This window comes from Microcoleus sp. CAWBG640 (assembly GCF_020883015.1).
Lineage (GTDB): Bacteria > Cyanobacteriota > Cyanobacteriia > Cyanobacteriales > Microcoleaceae > Microcoleus > Microcoleus anatoxicus.
Map to the genome: position 1 here is coordinate 40,699 of NZ_JAHRFC010000033.1, position 22,547 is coordinate 63,245.

Sequence of the window (22,547 nt, forward strand, 5' to 3'; positions counted from 1 at the left end):
ACTACAGATGTAGTTCTTAGCCCCCCCTTACTAAGGGGGGGTTGGGGGGGTAGATATGTAGCGCTACTTTATGAAATTGGTATAACTTCGGGCGATCGCGCTTTATGGCTAAAATTAAGTGCGATCGGCTTTAACTTGCTAGTGGCGGCAAACCCCGCAACTGGCGCAGCGAATTGAGACACAGCGGGCAGTCGCAACCAAATAATGCCACCGCTGCATCGCTTTCTTCTTCACTAAAGTCCAGCATCGCGATCGGTTCGTCACCCTGGCGCTGCCAACGAATGGCTACTTTAGAATTGGAAGCCGCAGTTTTGGCGGGAAGCCGCAGGCAAGTCAAGCGCTGAGTGTGGGGTGATTTGACGCAGTTGGGTGCATTAGTCTGCCCGTCTGGAGTTTCGGCGCGAACGGGATTTACCATCACGTTCAAAGACATCAGAAACCCTAGCAGGGTCGGATTTACCAGTAAAGTGAGGAGCAATCTATTCATTTGTTGTCAAGAGATGACTTTCCAGTAATACAGTAGCCCATTATCTCTTTCAATACAACCAACTTTTCCTCCGAATTCTCAGTGTTGCTTCGTTTGTTACAACTTCCATTAAATAGGGATTAATCGCGGTTTCTGCAACAACACTCCTGGATGCGAAGCCTCTGCACCAGCGGGTAAAAGTAGGGGCAATCCCCCCTGCTTGCCCCCATCGGTGGTGATGTTGGGTCCCCCACTAAAAAAAATCGCTTCTCATGAAACTCTTCTATCTTTGACTAATAGACATCTCCCATAATTATTGGGGACAGGCTTTTGAGGAGAGGTCGAATGTATCAACTTATGAATATCTGAAACTTTTGCTTCCTTTTTGGGTAAACTAATTTCAGCAAGGGCGAGTCGAAGCGGTGGAAAGTTTGACCTCAAACACAAAAGGAGGGAGAGATGAGCACAGTTTTAGTTGTAGAAGATTCCCGCAGCCAGCGGGAGTGTATTTCACATCAATTGAGTTGCAGCGGATTGAATATAATGCAGGCATCTGACGGTGTGGAAGCTCTGGCTCAAATCGAGAAAAAGTACCCCGATTTAATATTATTAGATATCGTGATGCCTCGCATGGACGGCTACGGTGTTTGTAGTTTAATTAAAGCTAACCCTGATACTCGGAATATACCGATCGTATTTTTAACAGGGAAGGGACAGCGGTTAGATTTATTTTCGATGGCGATTGAAGGAGCGGATGCTTATGTTACCAAACCTTGGCAGCCGAGGGAACTTTTAGCAACTATCAAAAAAGTGTTGCTCAATGCTAATATTAAGTTCGATCGAGCTTCAGCAGATGCTTGGACGGAATATGGTATTTTAAACTTAAGTACGATCGAACTGTATCAAAGCCGCGCCGATGCTTGGACAAAATACAGCCCCCAAATCCTGAAATTGTACGATGCCAGTTTAGCAGCTTTCGATCAAGCTTTGGCAATTCAACCAAGTCACTTGAAGGCGAACAAGTATCGCAACAAAGTGCAGATGATACGCACAATCTTGCTCAAAAAGTTTCAGCAAACCAGACCTTGCAAAATCTGCTATTATTATCATGGCAAGGATGGTATAAATTGTGCATTGCATCCGGGTTGCCGCCCTCAAGAAGTGTGTCGCGATTGGAAATTTAATTAAAAAAAATGAAAACAAATAACCGTGTTTACCTGCGAAAATTACTGCAAGAAAGAAACGAACGCCCTGAAAAAATGGCAGAAATTGATGCTGAAATCAATGCAACTTTTCGCCAAACTCATGCGATTATGGTCATCGATATGTCGGGATTTTCTCGGACAACTGTGCGTTACGGAATTATTCATTTTTTGTCAATGATTCACCGGATGCACGCAATTGTCTATCCTGTAATTGCTGAATATGGCGGCACTGTAGTGAAGGAGGAAGCTGACAATATTTTTGCAGTGTTTCCTGATGTAAAATCGGCTGTGGATGCTGCGATCGATTCTCTGAAGCATACGGGGGCTGTGAATACTACTCTACCGCCTGAAATGGATATTTATCTGTGCATCGGGATAGGCTACGGTGATGTTTTGATGCTGGAAGGAGAGGATATGTACGGTTCGGAATTTAATCTGGCATCGAAGCTGGGAGAGGATTTGGCGGAACAGGGAGAGATTTTGCTGACTGATTGTGCGTTTGAAAATTTTGAGGGTAAAAAGGAAGATTGGAAAAGGGTGGAATTTTCGATTTCTGGTTTGGAATTGGTGGCCTATCAGCGGGCTTAATTGTTCTAGCTAGGTTCTAGATGACCAGGCGGTTGAAACCGCGTCTATACAAACGAAGCAGGAGACCAGGCGGTTGAAACCGCGTCTATACAAACGAAACAGATGACCGGGCGGTTGAAACCGCGTCTATACAAACGAAGTCCGCCTGCGCGGACTAAGAAATAAGGCAGATTTAATATTAGATGATTAACGATCGCAAAAACTGGCAAACTCTTAATTTAGTGGCCATTCAGCAGCGGCTGGCTTGGGTGCAACAACAGCCTGATGGCATGATTTTTTGTAAAGATTCTGGAGTTCATTATGTTGCAGTTAAAAAAGAGCGATCGCGCATTAAGCTATCTTTAGTAGAAAAGGTAAATTTGTATACAGATTTATTGCAATCTGTGTTTGATTTAAATAATCCTTTACATCTTGTTTCTGAATATACTCAGGCGATGATGTTAGCTTTGGTGTGGCAAAGTCAACCTCAAAGAATTTACATTGCTGGTTTTGGTGGCGGCAGAATTCCCTTAGTTTTGCACCACTATTTGCGAGAAACTCTCATTGAATGTGCGGATGTAGACCCGATCGCAGTTGAAGCAGCTACACAGTGTTTTGGGGTAAAATTAGACTCACGACTGACTGTAGCAATTCAAGATGGCAGAGAGTATCTCGAACAGCAAAAACCAGATGTTCTCTACGATATAATCATGACTGATGTGTTTTTTGGCAATGGCTACTTTCCCCATCGCTTAGCAACTAAGGAATTTTATGAACTTTGCCAAAAACATTTGTCTAGTGCAGGAGTTGTGCTAGTCAATCTGCTGCAAAGAGATGAGTTTTATGCAGAAAAAATCAAAACTTTTCAAAGTGCTTTTTCCCAGGTATATGTCTGCCCTTGGAAGAACATTAACAGTGTTTTAATTGGCAGTAATAGTCCGATTTTAGATAACAATGAGATTGTTTCTAGGGCTGCTTCTTTGCAAAATTACCATCAATTTTCCTTTGCTTTAACAGACAGAGCGCTGGAAGTCAAGTTAGGTAAAGCATTAGCTGAATCTGTACCTAATTTAGACCAAGCTCAAGTTTTGTTTGATGATGCACCACCGGCTGGTTATTTTGATTGTTGGTTGTTTTGATTGCTGGTTATTTTCTGTGGTTTATGATGAATTATTTAACCACAGAGGGCGCAGAGGGCGCAGAGGAAGAGAACTCCTAGGTACATAATTTGCTATTAGTACCGGGGGATGGTCCGATCGACTACCATGGCATAAGCATCGATACCGCCAATGATGTTTTTAACGTTGGTGAAGCCTCGATCGCTCAACCAGTGGCACATTTGAGCCGATCGCACTCCATGATGACACAGAACTAGGGTTTCGGTGTCGCGATCGAGGCGATCGTCTATTTCCGTTGACCAGGTGGCAAATTCGCTGAGGGAAAAAATTGCAAATCCTGGGAGTGAGGCGAGTTCCACTTCGTGAGGTTCTCGCACATCTACAAGCTGCAATCGCTCCGTAGTTGCTTCTGCTAAACGCTGGCTTAATTCTTCGACAGTAATTTGACCAAAAATTTGTGACATTAAATCAAAGAGGGAAGAAGGAAGAAGGAAGAAGGAAGAGTAATGCCCGATTTGACTCGTTCCCAGGCTCTGCCTGGGAACGGATGTCACTCTTGCTCTGCCTCGCAAGCTTTGAGGAGAATTGGAGGCAGAGCCTCCGGATCTACGTTACCAGGCAGAGCCTGGGAACGAGTAACAAAATGCCCAATGCCCAATGTCCAATGATCAATTAATTTAGCCGAGAAGGTGGTGCAATTAAATCCACAGGAAGTTTTGGTATGGGACGATCGTCTACTTGACTTACTTTCTCCCTAGTGTCGAGACAAGTATTCATTAGGCGATCGAGCGAAAAGTCTACCTGACGGCTCAATCCTACTACGCATTCGGAAAATTGTTCTGGTAATAAACTGCGGCGACACTGATCCAGCACCAACAGCGGCGTTGTGGTTGTAGTCCGAGATTTGGTGTTAATGTCCACTACGCAAGTTGCCAACTGTAGGGGGCGACGCACTCGCTGACAGCTACCAAGGGCCTCCACCGCGGCAATATTCGTTTTGCGGTTGATTTGAACCACGCACTTAGAGATGTCGCGGGGGTGGAGCGCGTCGGCGCAAGCGCTGGCCGCTGCATCTGCGGTAAGTCCGGCTCCCATTAGTTCCACAGAGCAGGCGCGATAGGCATTTTTAGTGCGAGGGAATCTAATCGTGATGGCTGATGCGGGCATGGGAGGCAGTATGGTGGCCAGCAAACCGATGGTTGCTAGTTGTGTTCCCAGGGCTAAAATCCAGCGCCCACTAGGCGGTGAGCCTTTGGCTGCTGGGAGTGTGGCCGAACTTTGGGAAAATTTGGGGTGGTGCATGGGGGATTTAATTTATGAATTTTTGTCACTAATTTGGTGCGATCGGGCGATCGGCTTTCAATTCAGATTTTGTGTGATACGATAAGCAACGGGTCAAAAATTGAGTACGGTAGGGCATACCGAAACTTTCGGACACCGCTCCGAACAACGTTTGGGGAGAGATGACTACTACTGATATTAGAGTAATTCTGCGTCGGGAAGTCGTCTCGCAGAACCAAAAATCTCAGCGTTTTACACCTGAGAGTGCCAAAATATAAAGCCTGTATAAAATTTTATACAGACATTACAGAGGAAAATCAATGTCTCGATATCGGGGTCCCCGATTAAGAATCGTCCGTCGCCTCAAGGATTTGCCTGGGCTGACTCGAAAAACACCCAGACGGGATTATCCACCTGGGCAACATGGTCAAGACCGCAAAAAGCTCTCTGAGTATGCGGTTCGCTTGCAAGAAAAGCAAAAACTCCGTTTCAATTACGGTGTGACAGAACGTCAACTGCTTCGTTACGTTCGGAAAGCCCGCCGAGTTACCGGCTCCACAGGTCAAGTGTTACTGCAATTCTTGGAAATGCGCTTGGACAACACTGTGTTTCGGATGGGAATGGCTCCTACCATTCCGTCTGCTAGACAATTGGTAAATCACGGTCATGTGACTGTGAACGATCGCGAAGTTAATATCGCCAGCTATCAGTGCAAGCCTGGAGATGTCATTTCGGTAAAAAATCGGGAACGTTCGCGCCAAATGGTGGAAGCGAATCTCAAAGATCCAGGGTTGGCTCACTTGCCAAGTCACTTGGAATTTGATAAGCAAAAACTCGTTGGTAAAGTTAATGGCATTGTGGAACGCGAGTGGATTGCGCTTCAGGTTAACGAACTGCTAGTTGTGGAATACTATTCACGTCAAGCTTAAGTTATTGGTCAAACGCACTTTTTCTATAACTTAAAAAAATCCCAGCCCTTTTTAGAGGCTGGGATTTTTTTAAATTTTGGCTTTTTTTGAGTTAGTTTACCAAAAAAAGGGTCTAAAGCCCCGTCAAAAACAATTGACAAAAATGACGCTAACTGCGATTGACAGCCAACTCGATCGCTAACTAGGCTTAAATATTTGAGCGGTGTCACTCCTGCTCTGTGATGCTTCTCATCAGTAAATTTACAGATATCAACAATCCATCATGACAAAAACTCAACCTCGTTCCGGGTACACACTCCCAGTATTTGCCTGTGCTGCCGCACTAGCCGCCCTGCGCTGTTTGCGTAGAGGTATTCAATCTGTAGATAGCGTCTCAGTAGATTTACTAGAACCCATAATAACCGCATCAGTACCCATCGAACAAGTATCTGTAATAAAAACTGACACAGCTTTAGCTGTGACTCGCTCTGACCCTGGTGACAACCTAGATCTGACTCGCCATACCCCAGTTTGGGCAATGGTGGAATTACGGAGAGTGTCCGAGGGAGAAATTGAGGAAGCACAAGAACAAATACTGATTGTTGGGGGCGAGGGAATTGGACATCACAAAACCGGTGGAGGAGCGGCAATCTACGATTATGCCCAGCGGCTGTTGCGTGTGAATCTCAGCCGAGAACTCCAAACCGGAGAAAAAATTACTGTCACCTTGATTCTGCCATCAGGTCGCCAACTGGCAACCCGTACTTCCAACGAAGCTTTCGGTGTGGTAGAAGGACTGTCGCTGCTGGGTACAACGGGCATTTCTCAACCCTTGAGCGCCCCCGGACAGTTGGAAATTTACCGCGAACAACTACAACAAAAAGCCCAGCTATTTGACTGTTTGGTGTTTTGCATCGGCGAAAATGGCTTGGATTTGGCTAGACAACTGGGCATCGATCCGCAGCGGCTGGTCAAAACCGCTAATTGGCTAGGCCCTTTACTCGCAGAGGCTGGATTTCAGGGTGTGAAATCCATTCTGCTGTTTGGCTATCACGGAAAGTTAATGAAATTGGCGGCGGGGATTTTTCACACTCATCACCACCTCGCCGATGGGCGGCGCGAAATTCTGACAGCTTTTTGTGCGCGGGCCGGAATGCCGTCTGATTTGTGTTCCTCGATTTTTGAGGCTGCTAGCGCGGAAGATGCTCTGGAGCAACTGCGGGTTTTTGATGCGGAGAATCACAGCAATTGGGTCGATCGCATTTACGGCGACATCGCTCAACAGATAGACTTGCGCTCATCGGATTGCGTGTTTACTCACAGCGGGCAGCGTGTGCCCGTGGGTTCAGTGATGTTCGGGCGCGATCGCAAAATTATTGTTAAAAGTGAACTAGGAGATACATTTTTGACACAAATTTGTTAATGTGGTGTGAATATCCCGTAACTCTTGCTCCAAGATCGATCGGGGATAATACTTAATTAAGTCTTAATTCCAACTCCCTAGACCTTAATTACCTAGGTTTATTTCAGACGAATAATCTCGGTTCTAGGTTCTACCCATTAGCAATTAGCAATTACCCACTAACCGTGACTACTCAAATAGAAACTGAATCCGCCCTAAGCAACTCTTCTCTAGGGCAGATCGATCGCCAGAAGATCGTGATTCTCGACTTCGGTTCGCAATATTCCGAACTGATTGCTCGCCGCATTCGCGAAACTCAAGTATATTCAGAAGTTATTTCTTACCGCACTACTGCCCAACAGTTAGCAGCGATCGCTCCTAAAGGAATTATTCTTTCAGGTGGGCCGAGTTCTGTATATGACGAAAGAGCTCCTCAATGTGACCCGGAAATTTGGCATTTAGGAATACCCGTGTTGGGTGTTTGCTACGGGATGCAGTTGATGGTCAAGCAACTCGGAGGGGTAGTCGATCGCGCTAAGTTAGCCGAATATGGCAAGGCATCCCTATCCATTGACGACCCTACGGATTTGTTGACTAATGTCGAAGATGGTAGCACCATGTGGATGAGCCATGGAGATTCTTGTACCCAATTGCCAGAAGGTTTTGCGATTCTAGCTCACACGGAAAATACTTCCTGTGCGGCAATTGCTAATCACGACAAAAATTTGTACGGAGTTCAGTTTCATCCAGAAGTAGTTCATTCCATCGGTGGACAGGCTTTAATTCGTAATTTTGTTTATCATATTTGCGAGTGCGAACCGACTTGGACGACAGCTACTTTTGTCGAGGAATCGATTCGTGAAATTAGAGCCAGAGTCGGAGACAAACGAGTATTATTGGCTCTATCCGGCGGGGTTGATTCTTCAACTTTGGCTTTTTTGCTGCATAGGGCGATCGGCGATAAACTTACCTGTATGTTTATCGACCAAGGGTTTATGCGGAAGTATGAACCGGAACGGTTGGTGAAATTATTTAAAGAGCAATTCCACATTGATGTTGAGTATGTTAATGCTCGCGAACGCTTTTTAGCTCAGCTTGAAGGTGTTACCGATCCGGAAGTAAAACGCAAGCGGATTGGTCACGAATTTATCAGCGTATTTGAAGCAGAATCGAAACGTCTTGGACCCTTCGATTACCTCGCCCAAGGTACTCTTTACCCAGATGTAATTGAATCTGCTGACACTAATGTAGATCCCAAAAGTGGTGAAAGAGTTGCTGTTAAAATTAAAAGCCATCACAACGTCGGCGGTTTACCTAAAGATTTGTGCTTTAAGCTGATCGAACCGCTGCGAAAATTGTTCAAGGATGAAGTGCGAAAAGTCGGCCGGTCGATCGGGCTTCCAGAAGAAATAGTCAACCGACAACCTTTCCCTGGGCCGGGATTAGCGATTCGGATTCTGGGAGAAGTTACCGCCGAAAGATTAAATATTTTGCGGGATGCTGACTTGGTGGTGCGCCAAGAAATTAATCGACACGGATTGTACAACGAACTTTGGCAAGCTTTTGCAGTTTTGCTTCCCATTCGCAGTGTAGGGGTGATGGGAGACCAACGCACCTATGCTTACCCAATTGTCTTGCGGTTTATTACCAGTGAAGATGGGATGACGGCCGATTGGGCGCGAGTTCCTTACGATTTGTTGGAATTAATCTCAAATCGGATTGTGAATGAAGTTAAAGGGGTGAACCGCGTGGTTTACGACATTACTTCTAAGCCGCCTGGAACGATCGAGTGGGAATGATAGATCGAAGATTATTTTAACACAGATAAACGCAGATAAAATCCCATCTGCGTTCATCTGCGTTCATCTGCGTTCATCGGCTGACATCTGCGGTTGAAAAATCCAATTAATGAGATACACCTGTAAAATTCAAAACAATCACACCCATAATGATTAGGAAAATAGCCATAACTTTAAAAATTGTGAATAGTTATTTTGGTAATAACCCGATTGTGAAAAATCGCTTTTAATACAAAATGTAAGGAACTTTTATTGCGGTCGCTAAAATCATTCAACCATTCATCTGCAAAAGATGCAAGTGCTATGACAATAAAAACAAACAACCAAGTAAATAGTGATGAGAAGTCGATTACAACTGGAGAAAATAATAGTCTCAATAAAGCAGAAATAAGGATCGACAAGGGCGATGGGGATCGATCCTGATGAACTGTAGGCAAAAAGAGTGTTTAATTGCGATCGCCCATTTCAGCTTTTTTCAGCATCCAGGAGCAATTCACACTGCTGAAACACATAATTTATCGCAGCAAAAAGTTTGTCTAATTCTTGAATTGTATAAAACGTTTGATTGCGAGTAAAAACATTCCCTTTAAGTTTACCAAATTCCCATAATTTTCCATTAGAAGCAATTCCAATTACCTCTTGTTCTGGTTTTTGATTCAGCTTTTGCGCTGCAATCATTTCAGCCATACACTGCGCCCATCCCCACTCAAAATTATCCTGTTTTGCTTCAATTAACAAAAAGTAAGGTTTGTCAAACACAACATTTCCCAACGGAGACTTTTTCGCTAATATATACTCAGGAAATCCTGATAGATTTTCGTCATAGGTTAAGGATTTGTGACTCCACAATATAAATTTTTGGCGATATTGCTTCCAAACTTCCTTCAAAACTGGATAAATCAGATTTTCGCAAATGGCAAATTCCGAACAGTCTGCCGCGCCGTCTTGCATAACGATTTCCAAGTCTTCTCGAAAGTAGTCGGGGATAGGGAATTCAGTTTCAATAATAAAGTTAGATTGGGTGTAGGTAATCTGAAATTCTTTGACAACGGTATCGATGGTTTTGTAAGCACTAAATGGCATAATAAATTCCTAACTAAGTTTAGGTTAGTTATGTTATTGGGCTGATTTTAGCATACTATTAAAGGGCTATCGCACTGTTTAATCATCAGGTTCCAGAAGCAATTCACATTGTTTAAACACGTAATTGATCGTAGCAAATAGTAGATTCAAGTCATCAATCAAGTAAGATTGTTTGTTCTTAGTAAAATTATTAGACTTTAGCTTACCAAATTGCCATACTCCGCCATTTGAGACAATTCCAAATACTTCTTGATCGGGGTTTTTATTCAGTCGCTGTGCAGCAATCATTTCAGCCAAACACTGAGCCCATCCGTTTTCAAAGTTATCTTGTTTCGCTTCCACTAATAGAAAGTAAGGTTGTTCAAAGACAACTTTTCCTAAAATAGAACGTTTAGCCAAGATATATTCAGGAAATCCAGAAAGATATTGGTCGTAGGTGAGAGATTGATGACTCCACAAAACGAACCCAGTGTAATAGTGCTTCCAAACTTCTTTGAGCAGTGGATAAATCAAATTTTCGCAAATGGCAAATTCCGAATTATCAACCACTCCTTCTCGCATAGTAAATTCTAAATCTTCTCGAAAATAGTCAGGTATCTGAAACTCTGTTTCTACTACGAAATTAGATTCGGTGTAGGTAATCTGAAATTCTTTGAGAACTGAACTGACTGTTTTGTAAGCGCTGAAAGGCATACTAACCTCCCAAATTTATGTTGGCTAATGTATGTAGGTTATTTTAGCATAGAGAAAGGGCGATCGCCTTTTGCTTTGTGCTATTTTGATTATAATATTTTAAATGTGCGATCGAGGCGATCGCATGGTAAGTCAGAGAAATCGATCGTCGTGCTTCAAGATTGAGACTTAGGTGCTTTTGGCGGTCTTTGAGTCGCCATATTGAAACCACCTCCGCTTTCCGCTCCATCCCTGGAAGGACTTCTCTGAGATGGTGATTTAGACACTCCTCCAATTATTTTCTTCGCTTTTGGAGTAGACTGGCTTGCTTCTGGTGCGGATTCTGTGGGAGCATCTGATTGAGGTTCTGAGACAGCAGGCAAGTCACCTTTTTTGATTGGCTTCGGAGTAGGCTTGCTGTCGCTTTCTACTTTTGCTTCAGGAGCATCTTGTTGAGGTTTTGACTGGTGGGCTAAGTCAGATTTCTTGATTGGCTTTGGAGTAGGCTTGCCTACTTTTTCTGCTTGAATTTCTGGAGAATCTGGCTGAGATTCTGGCTGAATTTCTGGAGAATCTGTCTGAGGTTCTGGCTGAATTTCTGGAGATTCTGGCTGAGATTCTGGCTGAATTTCTAACTGAGCATCTGGCTGAGATTCTGGCTGAGATTCTGGCTGAAGTTCTGCCTGAAGTTCTGGCTGGGGTGATTCAGGATTATGTTCAGGAGACTGGCTGTCTGCTGCACTTGTAGACAAGGAATCTACATCAGTGGATACGTCGTGTAAGGTATTCTCAGGACTCATTACTGGCAATGGATTTGATAGTACAGGGCGACTCTGATATTTTTTAGCCTCGATGGTCATTTATCGAGTCTGTTCTGCATCTGGAGTTTTATCACATCGTAGCATAGCTTGTGGCATTTCCATGCGGCGCAATTCTCTGAGACGATTTTTCTGTATGTCTTGAGGCTGGTTTTTTTAGGTCCGATCGCTAAAAAAACAGAATACCTTTGGTAATTGGTAATTGGGAATTGGGCATCGGGCATCGGGCATCGGGCATCGGGCATTACTAATAACTAATAACTAATAACTAATAAATTCATTTTTCATAATCATAGCTGATTTGATCGGACTTATAAGCGGGTGGCTCAACGTGAATTAAGATGCGTACAGGACTGAAACGTTCTTCCAAATGGGCTTCTACTTCTTCTGTAATCCGGTGAGCAGTTTCTACATCAGCCGCATCCACAATCATGTGCATATCAATAAACACCTGACGCCCGACTACGCCACGAGAGGCGATCGAGTGACAGTTGACAACTCCGGGTACATCCATCGCGATCTCGTGAATAATCTCCGGTGCGATCGCCATTTCATCCACCAACCAAGGTAGATTTTCTGTTAGCACCTTCCAACCGCTGTGAAACACCAACAAAGCCACAGGAAAAGACAAAAATACATCTAGGGATTGCAATTGAGGTATATTCCAAACCTGTCCTTGCCAAACACCAATCAACCCAGCAATTACCATGATTGTTACCCAAACATCACTCATCGTATGTTGAGCATCCGCCACTAGAATAGCACTACCAAGGCGTTTCCCAACCCTGCGCTCGTAAAAAGTAACAAAAATATTGATTCCTAGTACAATCAGCAATATCCATAGTTCATTCGGGGATATTTTGACAATTTTGCCACCATGTAGCAACCTTTCAACAGCGCCGCTGAGAATTTCAAAACAGGCAATTCCCAAAAAAACAGCAATTCCCAGAGCTCCGATCGCGTCAAATTTCTGATGTCCGTAGGGATGATCGCGATCGGGTTGGGGATTGGCATAATGATTAGTCACCAGTCCTAAAATATTATTAGCACTGTCTGTGACACTGTGCAAGGCATCTGCTAACAAACTAAGAGAACCTGTCAACCAACCCACGACGGCTTTAATTGCCATCACCAGTATATTTAGCAATAACGTAATGATTAATACCTTACGGATTTCGGAACGGTTATCGGCTAGCATAGAGTCTCCTGAATCAGAAATCAAAATTTCTAATTTCTAGTTTAAAGCCGATCGAGTAACAAAAGGTTAAAAGTCTTGCGTCATCTAGCTTACGGCTAGATCGATCTTCATTAATACTGCCTAGCTTCTTGAGATTATTTTTAATTAATCGCCCGATCGCAGCCCAATTTAGCTGTAATGTACTTGCTTTGGGTTACTGTATCTTTTAGCATTAACGTCTGTTAAATTTGATTGCTTATGTCTGTTGCTCAATTTACGCTGAATTTAGTTGAAGGTTCTGTCTCCTTTAGCTTTTCCCCCCAAGCTGCGCGGGATTTGCAAAGTGCGATCGCCACTTTGATGGAAAGTCTCAAAGCAGTCGCAGCCAAAACTGCGGGCGGCAAAGCTTCTCCCCAGAAGCCGATGGAATACCGCTATGCAGGGGAGGTATTTTTTGAGGTGTTCTGCAATCCGAATATCTGGCCGACTCCCTTTGCTGCGAAAGTGCTGATTACGGTTCGGGACGATCGGGTGCGCGTGACCACTGAAGCCGAACTGAGCCGCCTGCGAGATGATTTGGCTCAATATCTAGAACAAGTAGGTTGAGAATTTAAAGCTCGATCGTTTGTATAGTGTTTTTTTTAAGTGAGGTGCGTTCTTTGTCGGGTGTGTCGCTGCTATATGTTAGATGAAACTTGCAGATGGTAGAAGGCGACGCACCTTACTATTTCCAGCTTCCTGGAATGTCAAAACATCGTGACCAAAAGTTCGCAGTAATTCCACGATTACCAGTGGAAAATTTTCATCTGTGTAAAAACGTGCCAACTTTTAATAAACCTCGCTTTCTTCCATAACTTCCTCATTTTCTTTAATTGTTTGTTCAATTTCTTCTGGGTAAGCATCAGCATAAGCCCACGCATTTACCAAGTCAGCGGCGGTTAGATCGGGAAATGATTCTAGGATGATACCATCGGAAGCACCCAAACGGCGATCGCACACCAGCGACCAAACTGGTATCCGAGTATTGCCGATACAAGCATCGCCTCCGCACACACCGGGAGTTTTTTTAATGCCTAGAGAACCGTTGGTTAAAGTTTGAGTTAGGATGCTGATGAGTTTAGCTTTATCAACGGGATTTAAGGTTAAGACTTGAGTTTCTAATTCTTGTATGGTCATAAGTGCGATCGTTCGGATTTGATATTAGTTAGATTATAGCAAATTCGCGCCAGGTTTTAGGCTTCCTCATTTTCTTTAATTGCTTGTTCAATTTCTTCTGGGTAAGCATCAGCATAAGCCCAAGTATTTACTAAGTCAGCCGCAGTCAAATGGGGATAGCACTTAAAAAGTTCAGCATCGCTGCATCCGAGACGGCGATAACCCACAAGTACCCAAACTTGTATGCGAGTATTGCCAACGCAGGCATCGCCGCCACACACGCCAGGAGTCTTTTTAATGCCTATAGCACCAGTGCTTAAGGTTTGAAGTAAAATTTCTATAGCCGCTGCTTTGTCGGCTGAATTTAAGGATGCTAGATCGATTTTTAATTCGGTGAGTGTCATTATTTACTATCCCATTTTTACAGATAGAATATCCTAGCTAAATTATAACGGAATAGGACTTACGCATGGGCCCAGAAACCGGGTTTTTACGAAAAGACTTCGTTGCTGTCGATAGATTAAGTGAGTCCACAAAATCTAGATCCCCCCTAGCCCCCCTTAAGAAGGGGGGGACAGGAGTGCAGTCAAAGTCCCCCTTCTTAAGGGGGATTTAGGGGGATCTAGACTTGGCTACAAGCGAGATATCGAGAGGCTTTAAATCTTCACTTCTCACCTCCGATCGCTCCAATCTCCTTACCCGTAGCTACGATCGCAAAAAAATGGTATACTTTCATATTAATCTCCTACCTAGAAAACAACAGATCACTGTTGTAGAAATCATTCATTTACTCCCTTATTCTCTAAAACTATCAGCAAAATTCATGAAATTCCGCTCTTGCTGGCTAATTTTTACCCTCATCGGACTCTCCTTAACAAGTTGCTCCCAGCCGAAGTCATCTCAAGAAATTGCTGAAACAGTTAAAAATAGTCTCGTGCTGATTTCCTACCAAAATGAAGGCGGACACGGTACGGGCTTTATTGTGCCAGGGCCGACGGGAGTTTGTACGGTTCTCACGGCACGTCATGTGGTGGAAGGGCGTAGTTTGAACCTGCAAACTAATGACCAAAAACTTCATAAAACTAACAGCATCCAAGCAAATCCTAATCTGGATTTAGCAGTGGTAACGTTTCCGTCAGCCGGGGAAACTTGTCCTTACCCGAATCTCAATCTTGGCGATTCCGATAGCGTGAAACAAACAGATCAAATCTACATTTCTGGGTTTCCTGACAGGGCTGGTGGTGGCAAATTGGTGAGACAATTTGTGCGAGGTTCGGTATCGGGATTAGATGTGTTGGAACAGGGTTATGGGATTTCCTATGATGCTTCTACTTATGGCGGTATGAGTGGCGGGCCTGTTTTAGATACTAGCGGGAAAGTGGTGGCAGTTCACGGGAAGACGGACGCTCAAATTGTTGCTGATTTGCAGAGTCAGCAAGCAAGTTTGTCTCCGCAGCAGCAAGCGGCGCTGCAACAAGCGGCGGCAAGAGTTGCTGGTGGAGGGGTACAAGTTAATACTTTTCGGTGGGGAATTCCGATTAAAACTTATCTGGCAAATCTAGTTTTAGTTCCAACTTTTAGAAAATCACACGAGATCTGGGAATCTCCGTACCATAGGCAAACTCCGGTAGATGATCCACCAACTCCGGGTCCGACACCAACTCCAATGGATCCACCAACTCCTATTCAAACTCCGGGGAATTAAAACTTTCCGAGCGTGCTTAAACTTTCCGAGCGTCGGGGTGCGGTGGGGCTTTTTTTTGGAATTTTGTAGAGCGTAACCTATAAAGGCTTCAAGTTTTTATTAAGAATTGTGAAGGAGGTAAAATCCACGAAGTCCTGCGGTGTCTGGGTTTCCGATACCTGGCACTGTGACTTACCAGCCAGGATGTTGCCAGCAAATTGAGGGTTATAACAATTAGCCAAAACGAACTTTTCAATGAATCAGGACTTACGCACTCCGACCAAAGAAATCGGGTTTTTTCCGAATCTGTCGGCTGAAACCAAGTATTTTCGCAAAAACCCGGTTTCTGAACCCCATGCGTAATTCCTATAAATTTAACATCACTTAGCAGAATTAGATCCAGCAATCCGATCCTCCTCTGCCAAAAAAGGAGTTAAATCAATCACTGGCGAAGCCGGAGAAAAATTAGAATTTGCCAACTTACCCTCGCTACCTTGATAAACCCCAGTACCGTTACGCAAATCTTCAGTAATATCTTGCAATGATTTATAAGCCGACCTTTGCGTACCAGGCTTCAATGTCACCAACAGCGGACAATTATCGCCACTCAACTTAGTTTTAGCACAAATCACATATTGATCCGGTGTATTAGAATCACCTCTATAACCTAACTGAGTCAAACCATCTTTACGATAAGTTTCCAAGCGTTCAGAAATTATTTCGCAGCGTCTTATCGGTGTATAACCACCGCCTAAAGTTGTCACCATTTTCAGCCAAGGTTGCACACCTTTATCGTGACGGTACATCACAGTCCAAACCTCACCTCCCCGCTGAGTATCTGGGCGAAGTTCGCAGAAAAAATGGTCTTTTTTCCCAAAAAGTACAGGCGGCCAACCTTGAACAAAAGCAATTCCCGCACCGACAACAGCCGCTAACAAACCCAGTACACCGATAGTCAGATTTGTGACGTTAAAGAATTTTCCACTATTACTCACGGTACTGAATCCTCGATAAAATTTTGATAGACAACAAGAGCGATAATAGTCTTAGATGCACCGGTCAGAAACCGGGTTTTTTTCGACAATACTTCGTTAAAGACGGCAAAAATTCCTAAAAACCCGGTTTCTTTGGTCTTGATGCACAAGTCCTAAATAACTTGAAGATTTCTACATCAGCTAACTAACGTATTCCCGAAAACCGCCAGGGGTTCAAACCCCTGGCTAATAGCGAAAGTCCTCTAAAGAGGACTGAGAAGATGACTGATAATTTCTTTAGTCCTCTTCAGAGGACTTTCGCTTTGAGGCAGGGGTTTCAACCCCTGCCGGACTGCGGGGAGTTGAAGTAGCCAATGTGCTACACTCAGCATACACTCAAAACTCACAGTAAAAATGATAAACAATCATGCAATTAGAAGATTACTTTGAATTTTTAACACCAGAAGATATCCGCATCAAAGGAACCCGCGTCGGTATCGAACACATTCTCTACGAATACATCCACCGCGGCCAAACTCCAGAATCCATAGCTCAAAAATTTCGGACAGTGACTATGGCTCAAGTTTATGCTACGATTTTGTACTATCTGGAAAATACAAAGACTGTAGGTAAATATGTAGGAGATTGGTTAGAATATTGCCTCAAAGCTGAAGCTGAATACGATCGCAATCCATCACCTTTTGTCTTGAAAATGCGTCAGATTAAAGAGCAAAATAAGAAATCTCAACAACTAGATCGAGTTTATTAATGAGTGTCAAATATCTGTTAGACGAAAATATCGATCCTGAATATCGGGTGCAGCTTTTGTATCATCAATTATAAGAACTGTATACTCTAGTCTCATGCAATTCCTCTTCTTGGCTAAACTCAGCTAATTCCTTGAGAATTTCACGGCGCTTAATAGTACGCTGCTGTTTATAGGCGATCGCACTTACCAAACTAATCCGCCGCTGGTTTCCTACTTTTCCATAGGCAATTTCCCCATCATCGAGCAATTTGACCACAAATTCTGGCGACACATTCAGCAAACTAGCAGTTTCTTCAACAGTCATATCTTGCTCAATTGGCACTAAAGATACTGCTTTACCAGCAGCCATTAAATGTGCGGCTTGACACAACAATTGATAGAGCGATTCAGGAAGTGCGATTTCTTCCCCGCCAACTTCCACAAGTTTTACTTTGGATGTTTCAGAATCACCATTTTCTGTCTTGATGCTTAACATTTTATCCAACAACTTGATAGCTATTGTTTCTTCTTCTGTCGGTAAAACCGGATCTAGGAGTATTTTTTGCCTGTTCATGGAAATGTTTCCTGAATTCGTTTAATGCTATTATAGTATATAATGTAGCTGATATGCTAAACTCAGTATACACTCAAAACTCACATTGAAAATGAACAACAATCATGCAATTAGAAGATTACTTTGAATTTTTAACACCAGAAGATATCCGCATCAAAGGAACCCGCGTCGGTATCGAACACATTCTCTACGAATACATCCACCGCGGCCAAACTCCAGAATCCATAGCTCAAAAATTTCGGACAGTGACGATGGCTCAAGTTTATGCTACTATTTTGTACTATCTGGAAAATACAAAAACTGTCGGCAAATATGTAGGAGATTGGTTAGAATATTGCCTCAAAGCTGAAGCTGAATACGATCGCAATCCATCACCTTTTGTCTTGAAAATGCGTCAGCTTAAAGAGCAAAATCAGAAATCTCAACAACTAGATCGAGTTTATTGATGACTGTTAAATACCTATTAGATGAAAATATCGACCCTCAATATCGGGCGCAGCTATCGATGAGACGTGATTTATCTCTAAATCTTAGCCGTTCCAGCAGCGCAGGCTAAAGTACCATTCTTGTTAGTAGGAGTTGCTGGCTTCCTCGTGCTAGCAGCAGTTTGACACAGGATTGTTTTGGTAGTATTTCCGATCAAAAACACTCCTCCCACAAAACTTTTCAGATTTGGTTGTTGGGAAACTCCATAATTAAATACAGCTTTGTTTCCCGTACTAATGGAGTATTTGTAATTGGGACTTTCAGGTTTTATCCCCAATCCTAAATTGGCAATGGAACTTGTAAACCCCGTATTTTCTGCATAGTAAGCTTGCTGAGCTTTATTCAGGGAAATAACGTATTGTTTGCCTTCTGCTTCCTTAGCTTTCACCGTTTTTGATGATTGAGCTTCCGAGGCTGTACAGAAAAAAACGGGCAGAGTTAGAGTTGTTAAAATTGCTCCAATCTGCCAGTTTTGGCAGCTATAAATCCGGCTTATTTTCAGAGATACCTGTTGAATTAAGCGGTTTAGTAACATAGTCTTAAACCAATTGTTTTGCCTGAAACTGTTTCAATTGTGCAGGAGCAACAGTGCCATATTCTGTAATAATTCCTGAGATTAGTTCCGCAGGAGTTACATCAAAAGCGGGATTATAAAATTCGACTCCCACAGGACAAATCCGCGTAGTCCCAACTTGATACATTTCAATGGGATCGCGTTCTTCAATGGGAATCTGACTCCCGTCAGAAAGTTCAAAATCAATGGTAGAAAGAGGCGCGGCTACAAAGAAAGGAACGTTGTGAGCTTTGGCAATAATTGCTAAACTGTAGGTGCCAATTTTGTTGGCTGCATCACCATTAGCAGCAATCCTATCTGCACCGACAACTACGGCGTGAATCATGCCTTGTTTCATGCAGTGGGCGGCCATATTGTCGGCAATTAAGGTAACGGGAATTCCTTCTTGGACGCATTCCCAAGTTGTCAGTTTTGCGCCTTGAAGGCGGGGACGTGTTTCGTCGGCAAAAACTCTGCCGAGTCTGCCTTCTCGCCAAGCTGAACGAATGACACCTAAAGCTGTACCGTAGCCCGCTGTTGCTAAACCACCGGCGTTGCAGTGAGTTAGTAATGTTAATTTTTCGGGTGTAGCGGGCAGAACTTCCAAACCTTTGTCGCCGATATCTTTACAGGTTTGCAAGTCTTCTGCTTGAATGGTTTTTGCCATTTCTAGCAAAGTTTTTTGGATTTGTTCGACGGAACCGCTAGTTCGATCGGCTGTTTTGAGCATTCGCGATATTGCCCAAAACAAGTTTACCGCAGTGGGACGGGTCGATCGCAGTAAATCGCCGACTTTTTCTAGTTTAGTCAAAAATTCGGTGCGATCGCCCGTTTCGATTTCCCTCGCACCCAAATACATTCCGTAAGCTGCTGCTACCCCGATCGCCGGAGCACCGCGAACTATCATAGTTTTAATCGCCTCGGCCATGTCATCACTGCGGCTAATTTCGACTGTGCTGTATTCCTGGGGGAGTCGGTTTTGGTCAATTAGTATAACTCGGTCTTCAAGCCAGGTGACGGGGGAAACGGGGGTGTTTTGAGTAGTCATGGATTTGATTTATGTGGTTAGGAATAATTGAACCGCAGAGGGCGCAGAGGGCGCAGAGGAAGAGAAGAGAGAGATTTGAGATTGATTATAAATTATCGATTCATATTGCGTTTCATGCGATCGAGTTCTTCATCTGCTTCCCAGCGTTGAAACTTTTCTTCTAAAGGGTCGGCGGCACTAAAACTGCTATAATTGGAACTCTGATTCCAACCCTTTGTATCCCAACTCTGCTCGGTTTTGGTAGCCGTTTTCGCAGCATTGCTAGTGGCTGCTGCGGCTGCTTTTGCTCGCACTTCTTTTCGCCGTAGCTGAATTTGGCGATAAAGTTCTTTGGCTTTTTCAATCCGTTCTTTACAGCCTTGCATTTGACCCCAGCGCTGATTTCCCTGACGTAGTAAAGCTGCTTGTCTTTCTTGGGCTGCTTGGGCGAGGTCGAGCCTTTGAGATGCTTTGGCTTTATTGATGCGATCGTTCCAGCGTTGAATTTCTTCGGCTGTTGACAGAATTTCTGCTTGCAGGGTTTTCTCTTGTTTTTGGATTTCGAGAATTAGTCGCAGGGTGTCTTCTTCTTGTTCTTTGAGTTGTTCTTCTATTGCTTGCAATTCCAGATGTGGATTGCTGCGTAAGAATTCTTCTAATTTTGTTTCTAAAAATCTACTAACATCGTCAAATAAGCCCATTGTTTACTCGTCCTATTTTATTAGTTATTGGTTATTGGAGCCGCCAATAACCAATAACAATTAACTACTAACAACTAACTAATTAAAACTTCTGACCGACAAAAACCGATCGCACATCTCCTCCTTTGCGGATCACTGCTTCTTGATTTTTAATTTCTGCCAAAGTCCAACCACTAGCACCTATGCTTTCGCCGACATAAATTCTGCGGGCTACGCCATCTACTTCAAATAAAGCAGCCGAGCGATCGCCCAATTCCAAAATCCCTACCAGGGTGTGAGCCGCTGTGGGCGTGGTGCTGACGCTTGGTGTCGCTGGTTGTGACTGCGGTGCTGCCGGCTGGACTGCTGCTGCTGATGGGGCTGCTGCTGATGGGGCTGCTGCGGGGGGGGCTGCTGCGGGGGGGGCTGCTGGTTCTTCGCGAGCCGAAATTTTCGGTTCGGGAGATGTGGAGGGGGAAGGGGAAGTGGCGACGGGGCTAGTGCTGGGACTGGTGCTACCGGCAACAGCGATCGCTCTCCCAGAGGAGGGAGGGTTAGCTGAAGGAGAAACTGCGACGGTTGGGGCCGGAAGTGGGTTTGTCACCGTTGTGTTTGCCGGTGGGATAATCACTACTTGGGGCGTGGGTGCTCCTGGTTGTTGGGCGGCGGCTTGCTCGATCGCCTCAGCGACGCGGTTAACTGCTGTGGAAAGACCGGCCGTAGCTGGTGGCGCGCCGGAAATTGAAATGTTGGGCAGTGTCCCTGGGGGGGCGACTCCGGGTACTCCAGGAAGTTGGACGTTTGCCTGGGGTGATTTTTTTTGTTCGATCGCCTCTAGCGATCGCTGCACGTATTCGGAAAACTCCGTGTCTGGCGCTGTTTTTGTGGTAGCTGTCGGCGTGGTACTTGTGGTTGCCGCCACTGGTAAACGCACCAGTCCCGATCGACTTGCCAACCACAGCCCCAAAACTAACATTAGGGAACCAAAGGCTGCTCCCAGCAGCATTTTATCGAAGGATTGTTTGGACTGATGTTTTTTGGTTGTTTCTAGGGCGACTCGGCGGGCGATCGCTGCGACATCTTTTTCTGAGCGCTGGTAGCCCATGGCTGGCGGTGGCGACAGCACTATTTGAGGTACCGATATGGACTTGAGCGTAATAATTTCTGGCTGTACTGGCTCTGTGGGGAGTCCGCCACTTGCATCAAATGCTCGATCGACCCCTTCAAACAGTTCATCCATCAACCTATCGGCGTAGGATTCTACCGCCACTGTTTCGGCGGTGACTGTTTCCACTGTCGCCACTACGGCGATCGGGTCTTGGGCTGATTCCACACCCATCTGTTTTGCGGTGACATTTTGAGACATAGTTTTTTTTTTAATTCGCGAGCTGTCGAAAACCTTGAGACTTTTAGCTTCTGACTTCTACAGGATAATTTTTAAATTTAGCAGTTGTTTCGCCTTAACAGGTGAATTGTAACTCACTCCTGGCAAAATGTTTAGCCTGTAGCCAACTTCCTGGGCGATCGACTTTTTCTTGATTTTGCTCGGCCTTACTTTGGCTACCTATCTTTGATTCTCTGTGATTCTCTCTGTTTCAATACCACATTTTTGATTTCTTTTCAATCCCTACTAGAGAATTTTTCCCCATCTTTGATACAAAACAAAATTTTACTTTATATTACTTTACTTTTTACGCCTGCCATTTTTTTTCTCTGTCACCTAAACTAGCGTCGCTATTTCAATCTAAACAAGCATTTCAGGCTTTTAATATTACAGAGTCTGCTTTTAATTTGTCATAACTTACGCCAAATTATATAACTTCGATTGTACCATAGCTTAATCACTTTTTAGTAATAGACTCTGAAATATCGCAAAATCGTTAAATTAATCAGAATTTTTATCAATAATTTTTTTACATTTTTTTACAACATCAATCTTAATATAATAATTAAAAAACCAAATTTAATTAATATATAAAGATTTCTTATAAAAATAACTTTCCCAGAAAATCAAAATACCTTGACGACAAACCCACTTATGTTGAGATGATACTAAACGGCAGTTTCATAGACTTTTCCTGACATTAAAGACATCAGGTCCAAAAAACACGGTGTTCTTGTCGCAATCGCTGTCTGTAACTGGTAAAATAAGTATCAATGTTGGCACTCC

The 22,547-nt window shown here is 43.9% G+C and carries 26 protein-coding genes and 1 pseudogene; 11 read left to right on the plus strand and 16 right to left on the minus strand.

The window, feature by feature from the left end:
* Nucleotides 1-130: 130 nt before the first annotated feature.
* Nucleotides 131-487, minus strand: a complete 357-nt coding sequence (locus tag AAFP11_RS17275) for a hypothetical protein (RefSeq protein ID WP_341738187.1) — start codon at nt 485-487, stop codon at nt 131-133.
* 438 nt (nt 488-925) lie between these two features.
* On the opposite strand from AAFP11_RS17275, the gene AAFP11_RS17280 reads away from it, so the two are divergent.
* The 3 genes from AAFP11_RS17280 (at nt 926) to AAFP11_RS17290 (ending at nt 3,377) form a co-directional block, all read left to right on the plus strand.
* Nucleotides 926-1,654 (plus strand): response regulator, encoded by a 729-nt coding sequence (locus tag AAFP11_RS17280; protein ID WP_341738188.1) that lies wholly within the window; start codon nt 926-928, stop codon nt 1,652-1,654.
* 5 nt (nt 1,655-1,659) lie between these two features.
* On the plus strand, nt 1,660-2,259 hold the full coding sequence (locus AAFP11_RS17285; protein WP_341738189.1) for an adenylate/guanylate cyclase domain-containing protein: 600 nt from the start codon (nt 1,660-1,662) through the stop codon (nt 2,257-2,259).
* Nucleotides 2,260-2,441: 182 nt separating this feature from the next.
* Nucleotides 2,442-3,377 carry a fused MFS/spermidine synthase gene (locus AAFP11_RS17290; RefSeq protein WP_341738190.1) on the plus strand — a complete coding sequence of 312 codons (936 nt, stop codon included), beginning with the start codon at nt 2,442-2,444 and terminating at the stop codon, nt 3,375-3,377.
* Nucleotides 3,378-3,472: 95 nt separating this feature from the next.
* Here AAFP11_RS17290 and AAFP11_RS17295 read toward each other — a convergent pair whose 3' ends face one another.
* Together AAFP11_RS17295 and AAFP11_RS17300 are read right to left on the minus strand one after the other, a co-directional pair.
* Nucleotides 3,473-3,820 (minus strand): rhodanese-like domain-containing protein, encoded by a 348-nt coding sequence (locus AAFP11_RS17295; protein ID WP_341738191.1) that lies wholly within the window; start codon nt 3,818-3,820, stop codon nt 3,473-3,475.
* A gap of 208 nt (nt 3,821-4,028) precedes the next feature.
* The gene (locus tag AAFP11_RS17300) at nt 4,029-4,658 is read right to left on the minus strand and encodes a hypothetical protein (RefSeq protein ID WP_341738192.1); all 630 of its coding nucleotides are present in this window, start codon (nt 4,656-4,658) and stop codon (nt 4,029-4,031) included.
* 299 nt (nt 4,659-4,957) lie between these two features.
* Here AAFP11_RS17300 and rpsD point away from each other — a divergent pair, with 299 nt between their 5' ends.
* From rpsD to guaA, 3 genes are all read left to right on the plus strand, one after another.
* On the plus strand, nt 4,958-5,566 hold the full coding sequence (gene rpsD, locus AAFP11_RS17305; RefSeq protein WP_341738193.1) for a 30S ribosomal protein S4: 609 nt from the start codon (nt 4,958-4,960) through the stop codon (nt 5,564-5,566).
* A gap of 262 nt (nt 5,567-5,828) precedes the next feature.
* Nucleotides 5,829-6,968: a cobalt-precorrin-5B (C(1))-methyltransferase CbiD gene (gene cbiD / locus AAFP11_RS17310; protein ID WP_341738194.1), complete on the plus strand. Its 1,140-nt coding sequence runs from the start codon at nt 5,829-5,831 to the stop codon at nt 6,966-6,968.
* 164 nt (nt 6,969-7,132) lie between these two features.
* Nucleotides 7,133-8,746, plus strand: coding sequence for a glutamine-hydrolyzing GMP synthase (gene guaA / locus AAFP11_RS17315; protein ID WP_341738195.1), 1,614 nt, complete (start codon nt 7,133-7,135; stop codon nt 8,744-8,746).
* Nucleotides 8,747-9,211: 465 nt separating this feature from the next.
* On the opposite strand, the gene AAFP11_RS17320 is transcribed toward guaA, so the two are convergent.
* Nucleotides 9,212-9,829, minus strand: coding sequence for a hypothetical protein (locus AAFP11_RS17320; RefSeq protein WP_341738196.1), 618 nt, complete (start codon nt 9,827-9,829; stop codon nt 9,212-9,214).
* A 78-nt stretch (nt 9,830-9,907) separates the two neighbouring features.
* On the minus strand, nt 9,908-10,522 hold the full coding sequence (locus tag AAFP11_RS17325; RefSeq protein WP_341738197.1) for a hypothetical protein: 615 nt from the start codon (nt 10,520-10,522) through the stop codon (nt 9,908-9,910).
* Nucleotides 10,523-10,549: 27 nt separating this feature from the next.
* Here AAFP11_RS17325 and AAFP11_RS17330 point away from each other — a divergent pair, with 27 nt between their 5' ends.
* Entirely contained in the window at nt 10,550-10,687 is a 138-nt protein-coding gene (locus AAFP11_RS17330; RefSeq protein ID WP_341738198.1) for a hypothetical protein, read from the plus strand.
* On the opposite strand, the gene AAFP11_RS17335 is transcribed toward AAFP11_RS17330, so the two are convergent.
* A complete protein-coding gene (locus AAFP11_RS17335; protein ID WP_341738199.1) occupies nt 10,678-11,361 on the minus strand; it encodes a hypothetical protein in 684 nt (227 codons plus the stop codon). The two genes, AAFP11_RS17330 and AAFP11_RS17335, sit on opposite strands and share 10 nt — an antisense overlap.
* Nucleotides 11,362-11,596: 235 nt before the next feature.
* Nucleotides 11,597-12,517 carry a cation diffusion facilitator family transporter gene (locus AAFP11_RS17340; protein ID WP_341738200.1) on the minus strand — a complete coding sequence of 307 codons (921 nt, stop codon included), beginning with the start codon at nt 12,515-12,517 and terminating at the stop codon, nt 11,597-11,599.
* Nucleotides 12,518-12,754: 237 nt separating this feature from the next.
* Between AAFP11_RS17340 and AAFP11_RS17345 the strand changes: the two genes are divergently transcribed.
* Nucleotides 12,755-13,102, plus strand: coding sequence for a hypothetical protein (locus AAFP11_RS17345; RefSeq protein WP_341738201.1), 348 nt, complete (start codon nt 12,755-12,757; stop codon nt 13,100-13,102).
* A gap of 117 nt (nt 13,103-13,219) precedes the next feature.
* On the opposite strand, the pseudogene AAFP11_RS17350 reads toward AAFP11_RS17345, so the two are convergent.
* The 3 genes and pseudogenes from AAFP11_RS17350 to AAFP11_RS17360 all read right to left on the minus strand — a co-directional run.
* Nucleotides 13,220-13,321 (minus strand): annotated as a pseudogene (locus AAFP11_RS17350) (DUF5615 family PIN-like protein); the annotation flags it as partial.
* Between the two features lie 3 nt (nt 13,322-13,324).
* A complete protein-coding gene (locus AAFP11_RS17355) occupies nt 13,325-13,672 on the minus strand; it encodes a DUF433 domain-containing protein (protein WP_341738202.1) in 348 nt (115 codons plus the stop codon).
* Nucleotides 13,673-13,728: 56 nt separating this feature from the next.
* Nucleotides 13,729-14,055, minus strand: a complete 327-nt coding sequence (locus AAFP11_RS17360) for a DUF433 domain-containing protein (protein WP_341738203.1) — start codon at nt 14,053-14,055, stop codon at nt 13,729-13,731.
* A 419-nt stretch (nt 14,056-14,474) separates the two neighbouring features.
* On the opposite strand from AAFP11_RS17360, the gene AAFP11_RS17365 reads away from it, so the two are divergent.
* Complete coding sequence (locus AAFP11_RS17365; RefSeq protein WP_341738204.1) at nt 14,475-15,356, plus strand: serine protease; 882 nt, start codon at nt 14,475-14,477, stop codon at nt 15,354-15,356.
* 359 nt (nt 15,357-15,715) lie between these two features.
* On the opposite strand, the gene AAFP11_RS17370 is transcribed toward AAFP11_RS17365, so the two are convergent.
* Complete coding sequence (locus AAFP11_RS17370) at nt 15,716-16,330, minus strand: COP23 domain-containing protein (protein WP_341738205.1); 615 nt, start codon at nt 16,328-16,330, stop codon at nt 15,716-15,718.
* Nucleotides 16,331-16,736: 406 nt separating this feature from the next.
* On the opposite strand from AAFP11_RS17370, the gene AAFP11_RS17375 reads away from it, so the two are divergent.
* Complete coding sequence (locus AAFP11_RS17375) at nt 16,737-17,078, plus strand: DUF433 domain-containing protein (protein ID WP_341738206.1); 342 nt, start codon at nt 16,737-16,739, stop codon at nt 17,076-17,078.
* Between the two features lie 64 nt (nt 17,079-17,142).
* Here the strand turns inward: AAFP11_RS17375 and AAFP11_RS17380 are convergent, their stop codons facing one another.
* Nucleotides 17,143-17,631 (minus strand): helix-turn-helix domain-containing protein, encoded by a 489-nt coding sequence (locus tag AAFP11_RS17380; RefSeq protein WP_341738207.1) that lies wholly within the window; start codon nt 17,629-17,631, stop codon nt 17,143-17,145.
* A 104-nt stretch (nt 17,632-17,735) separates the two neighbouring features.
* Here AAFP11_RS17380 and AAFP11_RS17385 point away from each other — a divergent pair, with 104 nt between their 5' ends.
* Nucleotides 17,736-18,077, plus strand: a complete 342-nt coding sequence (locus AAFP11_RS17385; protein ID WP_341738208.1) for a DUF433 domain-containing protein — start codon at nt 17,736-17,738, stop codon at nt 18,075-18,077.
* Between the two features lie 77 nt (nt 18,078-18,154).
* Here the strand turns inward: AAFP11_RS17385 and AAFP11_RS17390 are convergent, their stop codons facing one another.
* From AAFP11_RS17390 to AAFP11_RS17405, 4 genes are all read right to left on the minus strand, one after another.
* Complete coding sequence (locus tag AAFP11_RS17390) at nt 18,155-18,652, minus strand: type IV pilin-like G/H family protein (RefSeq protein ID WP_341738209.1); 498 nt, start codon at nt 18,650-18,652, stop codon at nt 18,155-18,157.
* 4 nt (nt 18,653-18,656) lie between these two features.
* Nucleotides 18,657-19,718 carry an S-methyl-5-thioribose-1-phosphate isomerase gene (gene mtnA / locus AAFP11_RS17395; protein ID WP_341738210.1) on the minus strand — a complete coding sequence of 354 codons (1,062 nt, stop codon included), beginning with the start codon at nt 19,716-19,718 and terminating at the stop codon, nt 18,657-18,659.
* 92 nt (nt 19,719-19,810) lie between these two features.
* The gene (locus AAFP11_RS17400; RefSeq protein WP_341738211.1) at nt 19,811-20,398 is read right to left on the minus strand and encodes a TIGR04376 family protein; all 588 of its coding nucleotides are present in this window, start codon (nt 20,396-20,398) and stop codon (nt 19,811-19,813) included.
* Nucleotides 20,399-20,480: 82 nt separating this feature from the next.
* Nucleotides 20,481-21,743 carry a hypothetical protein gene (locus AAFP11_RS17405; RefSeq protein ID WP_341738212.1) on the minus strand — a complete coding sequence of 421 codons (1,263 nt, stop codon included), beginning with the start codon at nt 21,741-21,743 and terminating at the stop codon, nt 20,481-20,483.
* Nucleotides 21,744-22,547: the final 804 nt, after the last annotated feature.